This is a genomic window from Alteromonas sp. S167, assembly GCF_036864375.1.
In the GTDB taxonomy this organism is placed as follows: Bacteria; Pseudomonadota; Gammaproteobacteria; order Enterobacterales; family Alteromonadaceae; genus Alteromonas.
The window spans coordinates 76,345-92,592 of record NZ_JAZETR010000007.1 but is presented as its reverse complement, the minus strand read 5'-3'; the positions used below and the strand labels follow the sequence as shown (position 1 = coordinate 92,592).

The 16,248-nt window shown below is 43.8% G+C and carries 11 protein-coding genes; 8 read left to right on the top strand and 3 right to left on the bottom strand.

Translation table 11 applies throughout. The features are described 5' to 3' along the window. Window positions 1–249: 249 nt before the first annotated feature. From V7R35_RS12040 to V7R35_RS12005, 8 genes are all read left to right on the top strand, one after another. Window positions 250–1,083: a MurR/RpiR family transcriptional regulator gene (locus tag V7R35_RS12040; RefSeq protein WP_334015107.1), complete on the top strand. Its 834-nt coding sequence runs from the start codon at window positions 250–252 to the stop codon at window positions 1,081–1,083. Between the two features lie 163 nt (window positions 1,084–1,246). Continuing rightward, window positions 1,247–2,467, top strand: coding sequence for an amidase (locus V7R35_RS12035; RefSeq protein ID WP_334015106.1), 1,221 nt, complete (start codon window positions 1,247–1,249; stop codon window positions 2,465–2,467). Between the two features lie 123 nt (window positions 2,468–2,590). Continuing rightward, window positions 2,591–4,168, top strand: coding sequence for a gamma-glutamyltransferase family protein (locus tag V7R35_RS12030; protein ID WP_334015104.1), 1,578 nt, complete (start codon window positions 2,591–2,593; stop codon window positions 4,166–4,168). Between the two features lie 48 nt (window positions 4,169–4,216). Beyond that, a complete protein-coding gene (locus V7R35_RS12025) occupies window positions 4,217–5,035 on the top strand; it encodes a sulfite exporter TauE/SafE family protein (RefSeq protein ID WP_334015102.1) in 819 nt (272 codons plus the stop codon). Window positions 5,036–5,044: 9 nt separating this feature from the next. After that, window positions 5,045–6,295, top strand: a complete 1,251-nt coding sequence (locus tag V7R35_RS12020) for a pyridoxal-phosphate-dependent aminotransferase family protein (RefSeq protein ID WP_334015101.1) — start codon at window positions 5,045–5,047, stop codon at window positions 6,293–6,295. After that, window positions 6,288–7,523 carry an allantoate amidohydrolase gene (locus tag V7R35_RS12015; protein WP_334015100.1) on the top strand — a complete coding sequence of 412 codons (1,236 nt, stop codon included), beginning with the start codon at window positions 6,288–6,290 and terminating at the stop codon, window positions 7,521–7,523. Before V7R35_RS12020 ends, V7R35_RS12015 begins: the two co-directional genes overlap by 8 nt. A gap of 111 nt (window positions 7,524–7,634) precedes the next feature. Beyond that, window positions 7,635–8,000, top strand: a complete 366-nt coding sequence (locus V7R35_RS12010) for a cupin domain-containing protein (RefSeq protein WP_334015099.1) — start codon at window positions 7,635–7,637, stop codon at window positions 7,998–8,000. Between the two features lie 553 nt (window positions 8,001–8,553). Beyond that, entirely contained in the window at window positions 8,554–10,977 is a 2,424-nt protein-coding gene (locus tag V7R35_RS12005; protein ID WP_334015098.1) for a TonB-dependent siderophore receptor, read from the top strand. Window positions 10,978–11,090: 113 nt separating this feature from the next. Here V7R35_RS12005 and V7R35_RS12000 read toward each other — a convergent pair whose 3' ends face one another. From V7R35_RS12000 to V7R35_RS11990, 3 genes are all read right to left on the bottom strand, one after another. Continuing rightward, window positions 11,091–12,719, bottom strand: a complete 1,629-nt coding sequence (locus tag V7R35_RS12000; RefSeq protein WP_334015097.1) for an ATP-binding protein — start codon at window positions 12,717–12,719, stop codon at window positions 11,091–11,093. Between the two features lie 122 nt (window positions 12,720–12,841). Next, complete coding sequence (locus V7R35_RS11995) at window positions 12,842–13,762, bottom strand: diguanylate cyclase (protein WP_334015096.1); 921 nt, start codon at window positions 13,760–13,762, stop codon at window positions 12,842–12,844. Window positions 13,763–14,063: 301 nt separating this feature from the next. Further along, on the bottom strand, window positions 14,064–16,169 hold the full coding sequence (locus tag V7R35_RS11990) for a putative bifunctional diguanylate cyclase/phosphodiesterase (protein WP_334015094.1): 2,106 nt from the start codon (window positions 16,167–16,169) through the stop codon (window positions 14,064–14,066). Window positions 16,170–16,248: the final 79 nt, after the last annotated feature.

The window sequence follows — 16,248 nt, the reverse complement described above, 5'->3', positions numbered from 1 at the left end:
AAGTATCTTAAATTTCTAAAAAACGTCGCAACCAAAAAGTTACTTACAATATTGAATTAGTTAGCGTTTTTTATTTCACGCCCACGTTTATTTGAACTTGCAATTAGAAACACACGGCATTCAAATTAGTGTTTTTCTGAACATTTTCGCTCTTTGAAAACCATCAACGCTTGCTGTAAAGATTGTCGCGATTTGTATAATCAACAAAAGTCGTGAAATAATTGCACTACAACAACATAGGCAGTGTGTATGTCAGAAAATACTCCGAACGACGTTATCGAGCAGATTGAAAAGTATTATGATCATCTTTCGCCATCAAGCAAAAGCATTGCCCATTACCTTCAAAAAAATCCCATTGCAGTAATTAGCCAATCTACGTCTACCATTGCAGAGAAAACGAATACTTCTAAGGCTACAGTCAGTCGATTTTTCAGGCAGTTGGGGTTTGAATCTCACCAACAAGCTAAAGATGCAATTATCACACTACGCGAACAAGGCGTACCTGTGGTGCCGCCTTCAAGTAATGTTCAACAAGTTGAGAGTGAAATTAGTAACTTACGCCATACGTTTGATGGTACGTCACTTGAAAGTCTTAATGCAGTAGCAAAACTGCTTGCTAGTGCGAAACAGGTAACGCTAATCGGCTTTAGGAATGCGTATCCCATCGCCCTACATTTTAGACAACAGCTAAAACAAATAAGGTCGTCTGTAAGAGTACTTCCACAACCTGGACAAACATTAAGCGAAGACATCATTGATTTCACAGAAGACGATGTAGTGGTGTTGTTTGGTTTTCGAAGACGCACGCGACAATTTAAGTACATCTTAGAAAATATTAAACATTGCAAAATTGTATTAATTACCGATCCCACAGGCCAAATATATCGGCAGCACGTGGCGCATTTGCTGGTATCGCATATTGGCAGTGACGCACCCTTTGACAGTTATGCTGCCCCCATGAGCCTAGTAGCAACGCTGTGTAATCTTACCTACAACGAATTAGGTAGCAGTGCCGCACAGCGAGTAGACGCCATTACCGATATTTATCTGAAAATGGACGAGTTAGAAAGCAGTAATAAGTGAATCTCGCCTGCTGTAACTCCAAGCACGCCGCTAACAAGCAAGCGGCAGAATCAATGCGTAAGGGCAACTCACCAAAACGCAACAAACGTTTCCACTTGACTTTGTCATGAAACAGTTGTTTCATGATAAGACATATAGGGAAAATACAAGTCAATAACGCGCTTTGAGTAATCCATTTACACTACTTGCCAACAATGAAACACCGTTTGATACACATTTAAGCAGTAAATTTAACAGCAATCAGGCTTTAAACGGCTTACGACTTGCGGTGAAAGATTTGTTTCATGTGCGGGGCTTACCAACGTCTGCAGGAAATCCTGATTGGTTACGCACGCACAAAGTGCCCGACGACACTAACAGTACAGTAGAGGCTTTACTTAATGCTGGTGCAATGTTCGTAGGTAAAACCATTACCGATGAACTTGCCTACAGCTTACATGGGCAAAATAAGCACTATGACGCCCTTTTAAATCCTGCAGCGCCAGAACATATTCCAGGGGGGTCGTCTTCAGGTTCAGCGGTGGCAGTAACTGCAAACCTTGCGGATATTGGTTTAGGTACTGATACAGGTGGCTCAATTCGCGTTCCGGCAAGTTACCAAGGGCTTTGGGGGCTTCGCACCAGCCATGGGGCAGTACATTGCGACAATATGGTATCGCTTGCACCATCGTTTGATACCGTGGGTTGGATGACCCGCGATATCGATACCATGATAGCAGTGAGTGATATTGTCTTGGCAGCTACGGTAAATAGCAATGAAGTGCACGCTGCACAAAGAACGTTAGAAAACACAACTTTTGGTATAGCAAGTCAGTTATTTTGCAATGTTGCCCACAACGTGCAGTGTGAAACATGGCTTTCAAAACTTCACGCTACATTTCAGTGTAACGATATTGCTAATAACCAGCTTAGCGTAGATGCGATAGATAACGCTTCGGTTTTTCGCATATTGCAGGGTAGCGAAATTTGGCAAACACACGGCGCGTGGATTGAAGAAACTTCACCTGACATTGCCAATGACATTATGCTTCGTCTTAATTGGTGTAAAAGCATTACACAGCAAGATGTGATTGACGCAAAAGCAAAACAACAGCAGGTAACACAACACATAAACGCATTATTTAACAGTAATGATGTGCTTGTTATCCCTACTACACCTGGCATTGCCCCACGGATTGACGCCAGTGAAACAACATTGGCAAATGATAGAAACAGCCTGCTTACGCTTACATCCCTAGCTGGGTTAACGGGCTTACCGCAGCTACATTTGCCATTATTTACTCTACACAATGCCCCATGCGGTTTATCGCTAGTGGGCAGAAAAGGCAGCGATTTGGCCCTGCTTTCCATTGCGAAAGCACTTGTTACAACGCTCAACGAATAATCGTTTTATTAATAAAGCGCGTTTTTCAACAAAAGGCTTTAATTGGCAATTTTGCAAAAGCGTAACGGCCGTGAATTTACAATGGCCTGTGAGCATTGCTGCTAAAAACTATAAGGATTAAACATGACCGACAAACCTAATATCGCTTTTACCGCACCGCACTTTGCGGCATCTCAAGTGGGCTTGAACATACTTGAGAAAGGCGGTACCGCTATAGAAGCCATGGTAGCAGCGGCTGCATCTATTGCAGTTGAATACCCACATATGAACGGTCTAGGTGGCGATGGCTTTTGGCTTATCAGTGAACCAGGAAAAGCCCCTGTAGGTATTGATGCCTCTGGTGTTGCGGCCAATGGCGCAACACCAGATTTCTATAAAAATGCCGATGCCATTCCAAGTCGTGGGGGCAAGTCGGCGTTAACTATGGCAGGCGCCGTCGCGGGCTGGCAAAAGGCACTTGATATTAGCCATACATGGCAGCAAGGGCTTCCACTTCAAACCTTGCTTGATACCGCAATCAGTCAAGCCAATTGGGGTATAGAAGTAACGCAAAGCCTAGTTGATGCTAGTAATAAAACGTTTGATGAGCTTTCAAAAGACGATAATTTTTCGCAGTTCTTAATTAAAGGTAACGCGCTTAAAAAAGGTAAAATATTAAAACTCACCACGTTATCAAAAACGCTTCAACATTTAGCAGATAAAGGGCTAAACGACTTCTACAAAGGCGAACTGGCTGAAATGCTTGCTGCAGATTTAGAAGCGGCAGGCTCTCCAATACGTATTCAAGATTTTCACAACTATGAAGCAAAAACGGTTGAGCCGTTAACGGTAACCACCAGCAAAGGAAAGTTATACAACTTACCTGCCCCAACACAAGGTGTGGCTTCGCTAATTATTCTCGCGCTGTACGACAAGGTTCAACACCTTGGCAAAACTGATGCTGACATGGTTCACCTGCTTATAGAGTGCACAAAGCAAGCATTTATTGCGCGCAATAAAAACGTGACTGATCCGTCTCGAACACCTACGAATCTACAAGCCCTGCTTAGTGATGAAGTGCTTGACGAAATGGTGTCGCACATAAAAGTAGAGTCAGCGCAACCATGGCCTCATGTCGCTAAACCTGGCGACACCATTTGGATGGGCTGTTGTGACAGCGAAGGTCGTATGGTGAGCTACATTCAGTCGCTTTATTGGGAGTTTGGCTCTGGTGTAGTAAGTCCACAAACCGGCATTGTATGGAACAACCGCGGTACGTCATTCTCACTCGACCCACAGAGTAATCAATTCCTCGCACCGGGGTTAAAACCGTTTCATACCTTAAACCCGGCGTTTGTTGAACTTAGTGATGGTAGACGAATGAGTTACGGCACCATGGGCGGTGAGGGGCAGCCACAAACGCAAGCCGCTTTATTTGCTCGTCATGTTTACCATCAACAACCCATAGCAAAAGCTATTTCACTAGGTCGCTGGTTACTAGGTCGAACCTGGGGCGATGAAAGTCATAATTTAAAGGCAGAACGTGACCTTGTTGATTACGTTGGTGACAGCTTGTTGGCGCGAGGACACGATATGGTAACCGTTGCGCCGTGTAATGAATTAATGGGCCATGCTGGCGCTATTATTCGCGATACCGACGGTGTAGTTAGTGGCGCAAGCGACCCTAGAAGCGACGGCAAAGCATTCACTGGTCGCGTTTAACGGCGCATTCGCTTTTCAAAGCTACTAGATAAAGTTAAGAGATAAAACATGCAGTTTTTACTAGATAACGTTTCGACAATTGCTTCCTTAGTAGGTACCGGCATTTTCGCTGGGCTGCTAGCTGGCATGCTAGGAGTAGGTGGCGGCATAGTTATTGTGCCTGTACTTTTCTTTTTATTTCAAGCACTCGGCGTAAGTGCAGAGAGCGCAATGGTAATTGCTACCGCAACGTCACTTGCCACGATAGTGCCTACATCGGTCAGCTCTATCCGCGCTCACCATGCAAAAGGAAACGTAGATTTCACACTTTTAAAAGCATGGGCAGTGTTTATTCTTGCTGGCGTGCTACTCGGCAGCTATGCGGTAACCATAGTTAATCCCACATACCTCACACTGTTGTTTGGAGCTATCGCAACGCTTTCTGCGCTAAACATGTTGATTGGCCGTAAAGAAGCCTTGTTCAATGGACTACCTGGAAAAGGTGGTCAATCGGTTATGGCAACATGCATTGGTCTTTTCAGCTCAATGGTAGGTATAGGTGGAGGTACATTAACGGTACCTACCCTTACGTTCTGTAATTACCCTGCGCACAAAGCGGTTGGCACTGCGGCTGCCGTCGGACTTATCATTTCTTTACCAGCCGCTGTCACGTTACTTACGGTAGGCGAAACGCCAGCAGATGCACCGTTTGCCACTTATGGCTACGTAAATTTACTCGGGTTTGCGTGCATCGTACCTTTAACCGTTTTATTTGCGCCAGTGGGTGCCAATATCGCAAATAAACTCGATGCCGGTTTACTAAAGAAAATCTTTGCCGTCGTTCTTATCATCACCGGCCTGCGCATGCTTGCGCAAGTCATGCTTTAGGAGGTCAATATGCAATACTTTTCAGAGCTTTCTCCACCGCCTCGTTTGCTAATGGGCCCAGGCCCAATTAACTGCTACCCTCGCGTGTTATCTGCTATGGCAACGCAGCTGGTGGGCCAGTACGACCCTGTAATGACCACCTACATGAATGAAACCATGGCGCTGTATCGCGATGTTTTTAATACAAAAAATAAACAAACATTTTTGGTAAATGGTACTTCTCGCGCGGGTATTGAGGCCGTACTAGTTTCAGTCATAGAGCCTGGCGATAAAGTGCTTGTACCTATTTTTGGCCGCTTTGGTCATTTGCTAGCAGAAATAGCCGAACGTGCAGATGCTGAAGTACATACCATAGAGGTGCCATGGGGCGAAGTATTTACGCCCGAGCAAATTGAAAGTGCGGTTGAAAAAATCAAACCCAAACTGCTTGCAATAGTACAAGGTGATACCTCGACTACCATGCTTCAACCACTTGCTGGTATTGGTGAGATTTGCGAAAGGCATAACGTGCTTTTTTATTGCGATGCTACTGCATCTATTGGCGGTAACCCGCTTGAAGTCGATGCATGGAAACTGGATGCTGTATCAGTAGGGTTGCAGAAGTGTCTAGGTGGTCCCTCTGGCAGTGCACCAGTTACCTTAAGCGATAAATTTGTTAGCGTAGTGCGCCAGCGACAGCACGTAGAAGCAGGTATTCGCGATGCGCATCACGAGAATGCGCAAGGCCCAAAAATACGCTCAAACTACTTTGATCTTCCTATGATCATGGATTATTGGGGCGAAGAGCGTCTAAATCATCACACTGAAGCTGCCAGCATGCTTTACTGCGCCAGAGAATGCGCTCGAGTGCACCTTGAAGAAGGTCAAAAGCAGGTTATTGCTCGTCACAAAGCTGCAGGTGACGCTATGCTCGCTGGAATACAAGCCATGGGCCTAGAGCCATTTGGTAACCTTAAGCACAAAATGTATAACGTCGTTGGAGTACATATTCCTGATGGTGTTGAGGGAGAGGTGGTTCGCGAAACCCTGCTTCATCGCTTCAATATTGAAATTGGTACCAGCTTCGGGCCGCTGAAGGGAAAGATTTGGCGAATAGGTACCATGGGGTATAACGCTCGTGAGGATGCCGTTTTACATACGCTTCAGTCACTTGAAACTGTGCTAAGAATGCAAGGCTTTTCGGTACCCACAGGCAGTGGCGTTGATGCAGCAATTTCTGTTTACGATAAAGTAAGAAACACAGGCAGTGTTAATGAGTGAGTTCAAAGAGCTTGCTACGCAGGTGATGGCACGCTGTGAAACGTTAGGGGCATTAAGTCAGGATAAACATTGTTTAGATAGAAGATACCTTACCGAGCAACATAAGCTAGCAAATCAATTAGCCTCTGGATGGATGATAGAGGCAGGCATGACAACATGGCAAGATGCCGTGGGTAATGTATGGGGGCGCTATACATCTAGTGTACCAAACGCACCACGTCTTATTTTAGGAAGCCACTTAGACACAGTGCCAAATGGCGGAAAATATGATGGAATGTTGGGCGTGGTAAGTGCAATTTCCATTGTTACCATGTTTGACGGGCTAAACATTAAGTTTCCATTTCATATAGATATTGTTGGATTCTGTGATGAGGAAGGTACACGATTTGGCACCACACTGCTTGGCAGTCGCGCACTAACAGGTAAATGGCAAGAAAACTGGCGATATCTGAAAGACGAAAAAGGCATTAGCCTTGAACAAGCTTTGCAAAACTTCGGTTTGAATTTTGATGCCATAGCAAGTGCCAGCATTTCTCGCACAGATATTTTAGGCTACCTTGAGCTTCACATAGAGCAAGGTCCAGTGCTTGAACAACACAACCTTCCAGTGGGAGTGGTTAGTGCAATTGCAGGCGCACGGCGCTTTAACTTTAAGGTAGAAGGTATGGCAGGCCACGCAGGCACGGTGCCAATGTCTATGCGTCACGATGCGCTATGCGCTGCCGCCGAAATGATTTTAGCGGTTGAAAATGTGAGCGCCCAGAGCCACGGCGTGGTAGCTACTGTAGGTAAAATCGACAATGCGCCTAATGGTGTGAATGTAATTTCAGGTAGAACGCACTTCTCACTTGATATTCGTAGTGAAGACGATGATTTAAGAGACAATGCGCTACACGCAATAACAACACACCTAAACAACATCGCCAGAAATAGAAATGTGAAGTTAAGTATGGAACAAACGCATATTGCACCTGCTGTGCACTGTGATAAACAGCTAAAAGCTGCGTTAATTAAAGGCGTAGAAGAAAGCGGTTTACATACCCACATTCTTGCATCTGGTGCAGGACATGATGCCATGGCAATGGCAGAAATATGCCCAGTTGGAATGCTTTTCACACGCTGTAAAGGCGGCATTAGCCATCACCCTGCCGAGTCTGTTACTGAGGATGACGTAGAAGCCAGTCTGTCAGTGCTATTCAACACTATTAAGCATTTAACCCATAGCTAATACGGTATAGCCTTTTCGCCAAGGTCTTTTCGCCATAGCCTTGCCTTACACTTGCACCAGGCTAAATTTTTAAACATTTAGGTGCCTAGCACTAAACAACATGGAGCGATAATGAACGTAACCCGAATTTACAACGATGAGCATGGAAAGAGCCACTTTGGTGAAATTACCATTCCACTTAAAGACGGCGGCCCTATTGGTTTATTGTCTGAAAAGTTTGACGCAGATAAGATTATTTTTCGCGAAACCCCTGCCCATTATGATTTCAAATGGCATACCGCTCCGGCCAGGCAGCTTTTGTTCATTATAAAAGGTCGCGCGGAATTTACCGTATCAAACGGTGAACAGCGTGAGTTTGGTGCAGGAGATGTTCTGCTACTTGAAGATACTGAAGGCCAAGGCCATTGCTCGAAAGCGCTAAATAATGAAGTACGCCATTCTATTTTTGTTACCCTACCCGACGAGACAATTTTTTAGTGCTTTCACTTTGTGATAGCACGTCCTGATAGCATCACATATACATTAACCCCTTTCCTGTTTGCCGCTATTTCCCGCGATATCTACCAGCTATTCCTAGCCAGCCATGCCAAAAGAAGAACTAACCCCTTCGCATGGTGTTTTCACTTTTAATTTTGCATTGTGTTTACGTTTTTCAATAACTACAAACAATCTTGCACGTGGTTGATATTCCTAAGCACCTGAGGGTCTCTTCGTTTACCAATAAAAGTTATTCACCAGTAAACGTTGTTCACCAATAACTATTGCACACGCCGTTTTAACATCACCAAAGTAGTGCATTGCTGTCTTGAAAAATAGCGTAAAAGCAGCAAACAAAAGTCGTTCACATAAAAATAACAATATTAGAACAACATAATATTTTAAAATCCATATAATTCAGCCACTTAGAAGTAGGTTAAAAGCTGACCAGCTGGACAAGAAGTTGGCATCCATTCTGCTTCTAGCAAGGCGTAAGCGCGTATTGCACAAAAAAAGCTCACACATAATGAGCACTAAAAATAACGAGGAAACAATGAAAAACACTACATTCACACTTTCTCCCTTGGCTAAAGCTATAGCAATTAGCTCGGTATTTGCCCTGTCGGCAAACGTTTTAGCACAAGAGGAAAAAACAAAAGACGCTGACGTTGAGAAAATTGAAGTTAAAGGCTCTTTAGGAAGCCTACCTGGCCAAGACGTTGAGTCTGTATTTGGTTTTGGTAAATCAATTCTTGAAACACCGCGTTCGGCATCAACCATTTCACAAGCACAGATGGAACGTTTTAATGTTACTGATATCGACGAGCTAGTTGCGTTTGCACCGGGTACGTTTACGCAGTCTTTCTTTGGCGTAGCGGGCTCGCTAGATGTGCGTGGTACGCCTGGCGAAACCTACTTTAGAGGTGTAAGACGACTAGATAACCCGGGTAACTACCCTACTCCTATCGGCGCTTCAAGCCGAATTGACATTGTACGTGGTCCAGCATCTCCTATTTATGGCCCTTCAAAAATTGGCGGCTATCTAAACTTTAACCCTAAATCGGCACGTGCTTCATCGGGTCAATATTTAGAGACAGCAACCGGTGCCCTTTCTTATACAGCAGGCTCGTGGGACAAAAGCATCCTTACCGCGGAAGTTGGTGGTCCGGCTGAAATGGGTGGTAAAGAAATGGGTTACTACTTGTATGGTGAACTAGAGAACTCTGATAGCTATTACGAGAACACACAAACCGACCAAACGGTTTTACAAGCATCTTTCAACATTGATATTACCGATAACCTACGCTTCGAGTTTGGCGGTATGTATCACGACTACGATGGAAACCAGGTTGCAGGTTGGAACCGCTTAACACAGGAACTTGTTGACAACGGTACCTATATTACAGGTACAGCACTACCTTTAGATACCGACGGTGACGGACAGATCAGCCATGAAGAATATGGTGCAGTAAACATAGCGGGTAATAGCTTCTTTTACGTACCTGCATCTGCATTCACCGACGATGAAGCCACTGAGCTAATGCAGCTTCAGAATGTTGGTACAACTACACTTCGAGGCGATCAAGTATTGGTTGCGCCAGACGACCAGCTTGGCAATGAAGCCATTACATTGTACTTCGACACTATTTACTATTCTGATAATTGGGAAATTCGTAACCAATTCTTCTACGACGCTTATGAAAACATTAATGAAAACGCCTATGGTTTTTCACAGTTTCACGATAGCTGGGTAATAGAAGATAAAGTTATTTTTGCTACGGAATATGAGAACGATAGCTTGCTAGCGCAATTTCAATTCTCGCCTTCTTTACGTTATACCGACTTTAAACACGGCGATGATTTCACTTACGAATATTTTAACCGCCGTGACCTAACTATGCCTTCATCAGCATTAGACCGTCGTTTGCTGTCTACTCGTTCAGGAAAGAACTTTGACAACTACGACGTGGGTAACTATCTGAATTTAGGTGTGGCAGCAATGACTGACCTAACGTGGGACTGGGGCCTAAACCTAGTATTGGGTCTTCGCTACGACACCATTGATATAGAAAGTACTTCTCGCACAGATTTATTGCTTGGCGCAACCGGTGACGAAACACCAGAATATGCAGAAGAAACCGTTAACGGCTGGTCTTGGAATACCAGTATTTCCTACGAGTTTGAAAATGGTCTAATTCCTTACATCACACTTGCCGAACAAGCTACATTGGTTGCCGGTCAAGGTGCTGAAATTGGTGTTGGCCAGCTAAATCAAGAAGGCGGCTCTGGTGCTTTTGATACGTCGGATCTTATTGAATACGGTATTAAAGGCTCTTTGTTAGATGACACGCTATATTTCGCGCTATCGTCATTTGAACAAGAACGAACCGACTTTAACACGCAAAATACAGTAACAAACAATACAACGAACAACAAAGGTACTGAGTTTGAGCTTCGTTGGGTTGTGAACGACAACCTTGTTGTGTCGGCCGGTTACACCAACATAAAGGTTATCAACTTAACAGCCAGAGAAAACGGCAATCAATTTGGTTTCTTGGGCGCTGAAGACCTTGTAAACCTTACCGATCCATCATTGGTATTCGGCGGAAACGTTATTGGGCTCAACCTAATTGGTGAAGGCTTCGCTAACACTGATGGTAGAAAGGCAGGTATACCTGAAAACATTTATACGCTAACTGCAACCTATGATTTCCAAAATGGTTATGCGGCGAACGTCAGTGTAATTGATGTAGAGGAAGTAGCATCAGGCTTCTCAGCGTCGGTGATGCTACCTGCTTACACCTTGGTGAATGCTGGTGTATCTTACCAAGCAGAAGACTGGACATTTAACTTAACCGTTAAGAACTTAACTGATGAACGTTATTTCCGTTCAAACTTCCCTGACCTGTTTGGTAGTCAAATTGTACTGCCTGAACTTCCTCGTCACTGGAACGCAAGGTTCACATACAAGTTCTAATTCAGCTTGTGGTTAACGCTCTTTACTATAAAGAGCGTTAACGCTTTATTGTACTTTATTTGTTTTTTAACTTAAGGCTTAGTGCGCAGCATCTGTCCTTTTGCTGCCAAGTACTAGGCTATTGTCGACTTCTTAAGCAACATATTTTTGAGTTGTTGCGCCACATCTTTACCGGTAATAGGTTTTGCAAGAAAATCTAACATACCAGCATTCAAACAGATTGTTTTGTCGTCTTCACTTGTATTGGCGGTAACCGCAATTATGGCGCCATTACGCCCTAGAAGCTGCTCTTGCAGTATTACGTGCGTTGCGCCAACACCATCAAGTAGAGGCATGGCATAGTCCATAAACACAAGGTCATACTGCTTTTCCCTTGCCCGTTGTACCGCAACCTCGCCATTTTCTGCCTCATCGGGTACATAACCATATTTTTCAAGCATCGACCCAAGCACTAAGCGATTAATGTCGTTGTCGTCTACTACTAAAATATTTAACGGTAGACCAAGTAAATCAGAAGAGATAGAAACAGCGTTATCTTGCTCTACTTCAGCGTCAGCAACCTCTACCGGCAAGGTAACATCAAAGCAGCTTCCTTTCCCAGGCGTTGAGCGTACGTCTAATTCACCGTTCATTCGCTCAACCAACTGATTAATAATAGAAAGGCCTAAACCATTACCGTTTAAGTCTTCAGACGCATTTAGCCTGTCATTCTCAAACGGTCTAAACATATTTGTTAATTCTGATTCCCCCATTCCAACACCGGAGTCTTCAACCGATACTAACAGTACATGGTTACCGCTTCGCTGTTTAAGTGATACATGTATCGACACAAACCCTGTGTCGGTAAATTTGACGGCATTCGATAACAAATGAGTAATAACCTGGCTTATGCGCGCAGCATCACCGTGGATGTAGGTAAGGTCGTCAAAAGAGAGCGCTGCGAATAAACGAATGCCTTTGTCTTTACACGTACTTTTGTGTGCGTCAACGATATCTTCAACAAGCGAGCGAATACAAAAATCACTGTACTTCAACGTAAGTTCACCGTTGATAATAGCGGTATAGTCCAGTACGTCATTTATAAGCGAGAGCAAACGGTCGGCACTGTGCAGCGCGAGATCTGCTTTTTTTTGCCTTATACCATCTCTAGCTTCAAATTTAATGGCTTGAAGCATGCCAGTTATCCCGTTTAGAGGCGTTTTGAGTTCATGGCTAATGCGAGAAAGCAACATACCACGCTGGCGCGAAGCCCGTTGTGCTTCCCTTTTTTCATGCTCTAGTTCAAGGCGCAGTTTTACCGAGTTGTCTACATTTTGAAATGTACCAAACAACCTAACGCACTTGCCATTACGCATTTCCACCATGCCATGGGTTTCAATCCAAACCGAATTTCCCTTGGCAGTTACCAGTTGAAGTGTGGCATTCCAGGGCTCTCCCGTTTTTATTGCATGTGAAACGATACGAGTGATCTCGTTGCGATCGTAGCCTTCTTTGTAAAAACTGATAGCAGTTTCCAAGGATGGCACGTAATTAGAGGGAACTTCGTGAATTGCTTTTGTTTGTGAGGACCAGCTAATTTCACTGTTTTCGAGGTCTACTGCCCAAGTACCAATATTGGCAACGCTCTGTAGCTTCTCATACAGCGTATTATGCGAGCAGTCTTTTGTTATACCCTCTAAATCGTCGGAAATCGAACGCTCAGGCGTATTATGTCTACTCGACTGTTCATCAAAATTATCCATATTTGACGTCCACACGCTTAAAGAGGTTGAAGGAAAAAGAGTACGGTACTCCTTTTTTAACTATAAGCCTCTAGGTGGCGTGAGGATATTAAACAATAGGCTAGTTTTTATATCCGTTACCACTAACCTCGAGCTTGATTTCGACCACATTCCTTTGCCTCAAACAGTAAAACGTCAGCCTTTTCAAGCAATGGCGCTATGTTGCCGTTTTCAAGGTCTTTAGCAGCTGTAACACTATAACCTACACTTATTGACGCAGTACCTTCAATACCTTTTTCGTGCGTAATCTCGGCAGCTCTTACCGCGTCAACAAGTTGCTCGGCTACATACTTTACGCCGCATCTATCAGTGTATGGCAGTAACACAAGAAACTCCTCACCACCAAAACGAATAATTGTATCTTTAGGGCGCTTAACTGTTTGTCGAATGATATTAGCAACCCGTTTTAGACAGGTATCACCTTCGAGATGCCCATAAGTGTCGTTAAAGCGTTTGAAATAATCGATATCGATCATTAATGTACCAATTTCAGCGTCGTCTCTGGCGATTTGCTTCACCGTTAACGGTACTTCATTGGTGAGGTACATTCTGTTGTAAAGACCCGTTAACTGATCGTGAAATGTCATTCTTTCCAGGAAATCAGTGCGAAGCTTATTCTGAACATGGGTTTTTATTCTGTGAATAAGCGTTGTCGCATTCACTGGCTTTACAACGAAGTCAGACGCCCCTACTTCCCAACATGTGTTTTCACTACTTTCATCTAATGTCGCTGTTACAAAAATAACGGGAATGTGTTGAGTTCTCGAGTCGTTGCGCAGTGCTGTGCACACTGCGGGGCCGTCGAAATCAGGCATATTCATGTCAAGCAACACTAAATCCACATCGTGCTGTTGGCAATGTGCTAGTGCCTCGTAGCCAGAAGTCACAGAATCACACAGAAAATAGGGCTCAAGGATGGTTTCCAACACGGCACAACTCATTTGCTCATCATCAACAATAAGCACGTTGCACTGTGAAAAAGGCTTTATTTCATTTTGATTCATGTAAAGAAAAACTTCGATGGCTAAGAAACGAACAATTACCATCGACGCCTAATAAAGCGCAGGGGCTCTACGGAGGCGACTAGGCACTGGTGTTACGATGAGGCTTTTATGAAGCCATAAGGCGAAAATACAGCGTCTTGACTTTCGGTATACATTACAAGCGTAATCACGCTATGTCTACAACTTTAGTCTAGTAAGCAGCAAGTTTCAGAAGAAGTAGTGTAAATGTTTATTAAACCCTATATCTAGGTGTGTGATGCTGTGATAAATACAGAACGTTTGTTAGAGGCTAAATATAAGTTCAAGCTACTGCGCTTTTTACTATATATTTTTCAAAAAAAGAATCTAACGTAATGGGTTTACACATATAGTACCCTTGCCCATAATGACAACCCAACTCTTGCAGTGAGTCATAGTGAGCCTTCGTTTCTATCCCTTCAGCAACAATTGAAAGGTCTAAGCTCAACGCCAGTTGTACAATAGCGGTTACGATATCGTACGCTTGCTGCTCTTTATCCATATCAATAACAAACGAGCGGTCAATTTTCAGAACATTGAGAGGAAACTGTCTGAGGTATGAAAGACTAGAGTAGCCTGTACCAAAATCGTCCAGCGCTATTGTAACTCCCAACGATGCAAGTGAATTTAAAATAGTGCGTGTTTGTTCAAAGTCGTGCATTAAAGCCGATTCTGTTACTTCTAACTCTATCGACGACGGAAAAATACCTGCCTCATCAATTATTTGCTTAACTTCTGTTGCAAAACCAGGATCGGCTAGTTGTTTAGCAGCTACATTCACCGCCACTTTCAAATCGACACCTTTTGTATTGCATTTAGCAACAAACTCACAACTTTTCCGTAATACTTGTTTACCCAACAAATGAATTAAGCCGGTTTCCTCAGCAAGAGGTATAAATGCATCTGGCCCAATTACATTTCCGTTTTCATCAAATAGTCTTACCAAAGCTTCAGCGCTTATTACGTCGTTACAACTAAACTTGTATTTTGGCTGTAAGTACACCGCTAGCAAGTCATTGTCGAGCGCATTACGCAAACAAATCTCTGTCTCAACTCTATGGTGCATGGCGTGCTGTAAGTCGTGTGAAAAAAAGCTAAATGTATCTTTACCCTTCGACTTCGAACGATACATCGCGGTGTCTGCATGACGCATCATTTCTTCGGCATTAGCAGCGTCTTGTGGGTACAGGCTTATGCCAATACTAAGACTAAGTTGATGTGACTTACCGTCAATTTCAATGGGTTCACGACCTTTTTGCAGGCACTTCATCGCAATACTGTCCGCACTAAAACCCATACCGTTATCTGTTAAGAGGCAGGCAAACTCGTCACCACCTACTCTGGCAAGTGTTGCATTATCACCCATCGCTGCACTTAAACGCTTCGCCACGGAAGCTATAATAAAGTCGCCTACTTGATGCCCAAGACTGTCATTTAAATACTTAAAATTATCAATATCAATCAGCATCAGTGCCACGCTTTGTTTCGCGTTGAAACTACGTGTAATAGCCTGCATCACACGGTCGTGAAGCAACACGCGATTCGGTAAACCGGTTAGCTGATCGTGATTGGTAAGGTGGGTCATTTTAACAGCCATTTCTACTGCCTCAGACACATCTTGGAAAACAATAACAGCACCCAACAAGTTGCCTTGATCATCTATTATTGGTGATGCGGTATCTTCTACTCGAAATATCTGATTATGCCTGCTTACTAAAGTAGCGTTGTATGCCATTGCTACAGGCCGACGGACCTCAAGTGCATAAATTGCGGGGTTCAGCATTACGCTATTCGTTGTCGCATCCCTCAAGTTCATAACTACGTTGATAGGTTGCCCTAGTGCTTCGGCCTCAGAATACCCACTAAGGCGCTGTGCAACTGGGTTTATAAAAGTTATATCACCAGAAGCATCGGTTGAAATTACGCCATCAGCAATAGACCGAAGCGTAACATCAAGCTGCTTTTTTTCTGCTTCCAACTTGCCATTCATAGTAGAAAGCATGTCGCTTTGCGCCTGAATAGTTAGATGATTTTTAACCCGCATACGGCAAAGCGTGACATCAATCGGTTTTGAAATGAAATCTATGGCACCTAATGCAAGGGCTGTTGTTTCGTGCTCAGAGTCACTGTGCGAGGTGATAAAAATGACAGGAATTGACGCAGTGTTGGCATAGGACTTAAGCTGTTCGCATACATCGAAACCTGATAGTCCAGGCATACTGACATCTAAAAGAACAAGTGCAGGCTGCGTTTTCGCTACTACAGAGAATGCTTCAGCACTATCAGAAACAGTAATAACATGCGCCAGCGCTTCAATAGCACTTTCTAACATAAGTAGCGTTGTTGGCTCGTCATCAATGACGACGACAGTTTGTTTCTCAAAATCCATGAGCGCTATCTTAAAAACAATACTTCATTTAAGTATTAGCGATGATCTTCGAAAGCGAATTATACTTTAGTATAAAATA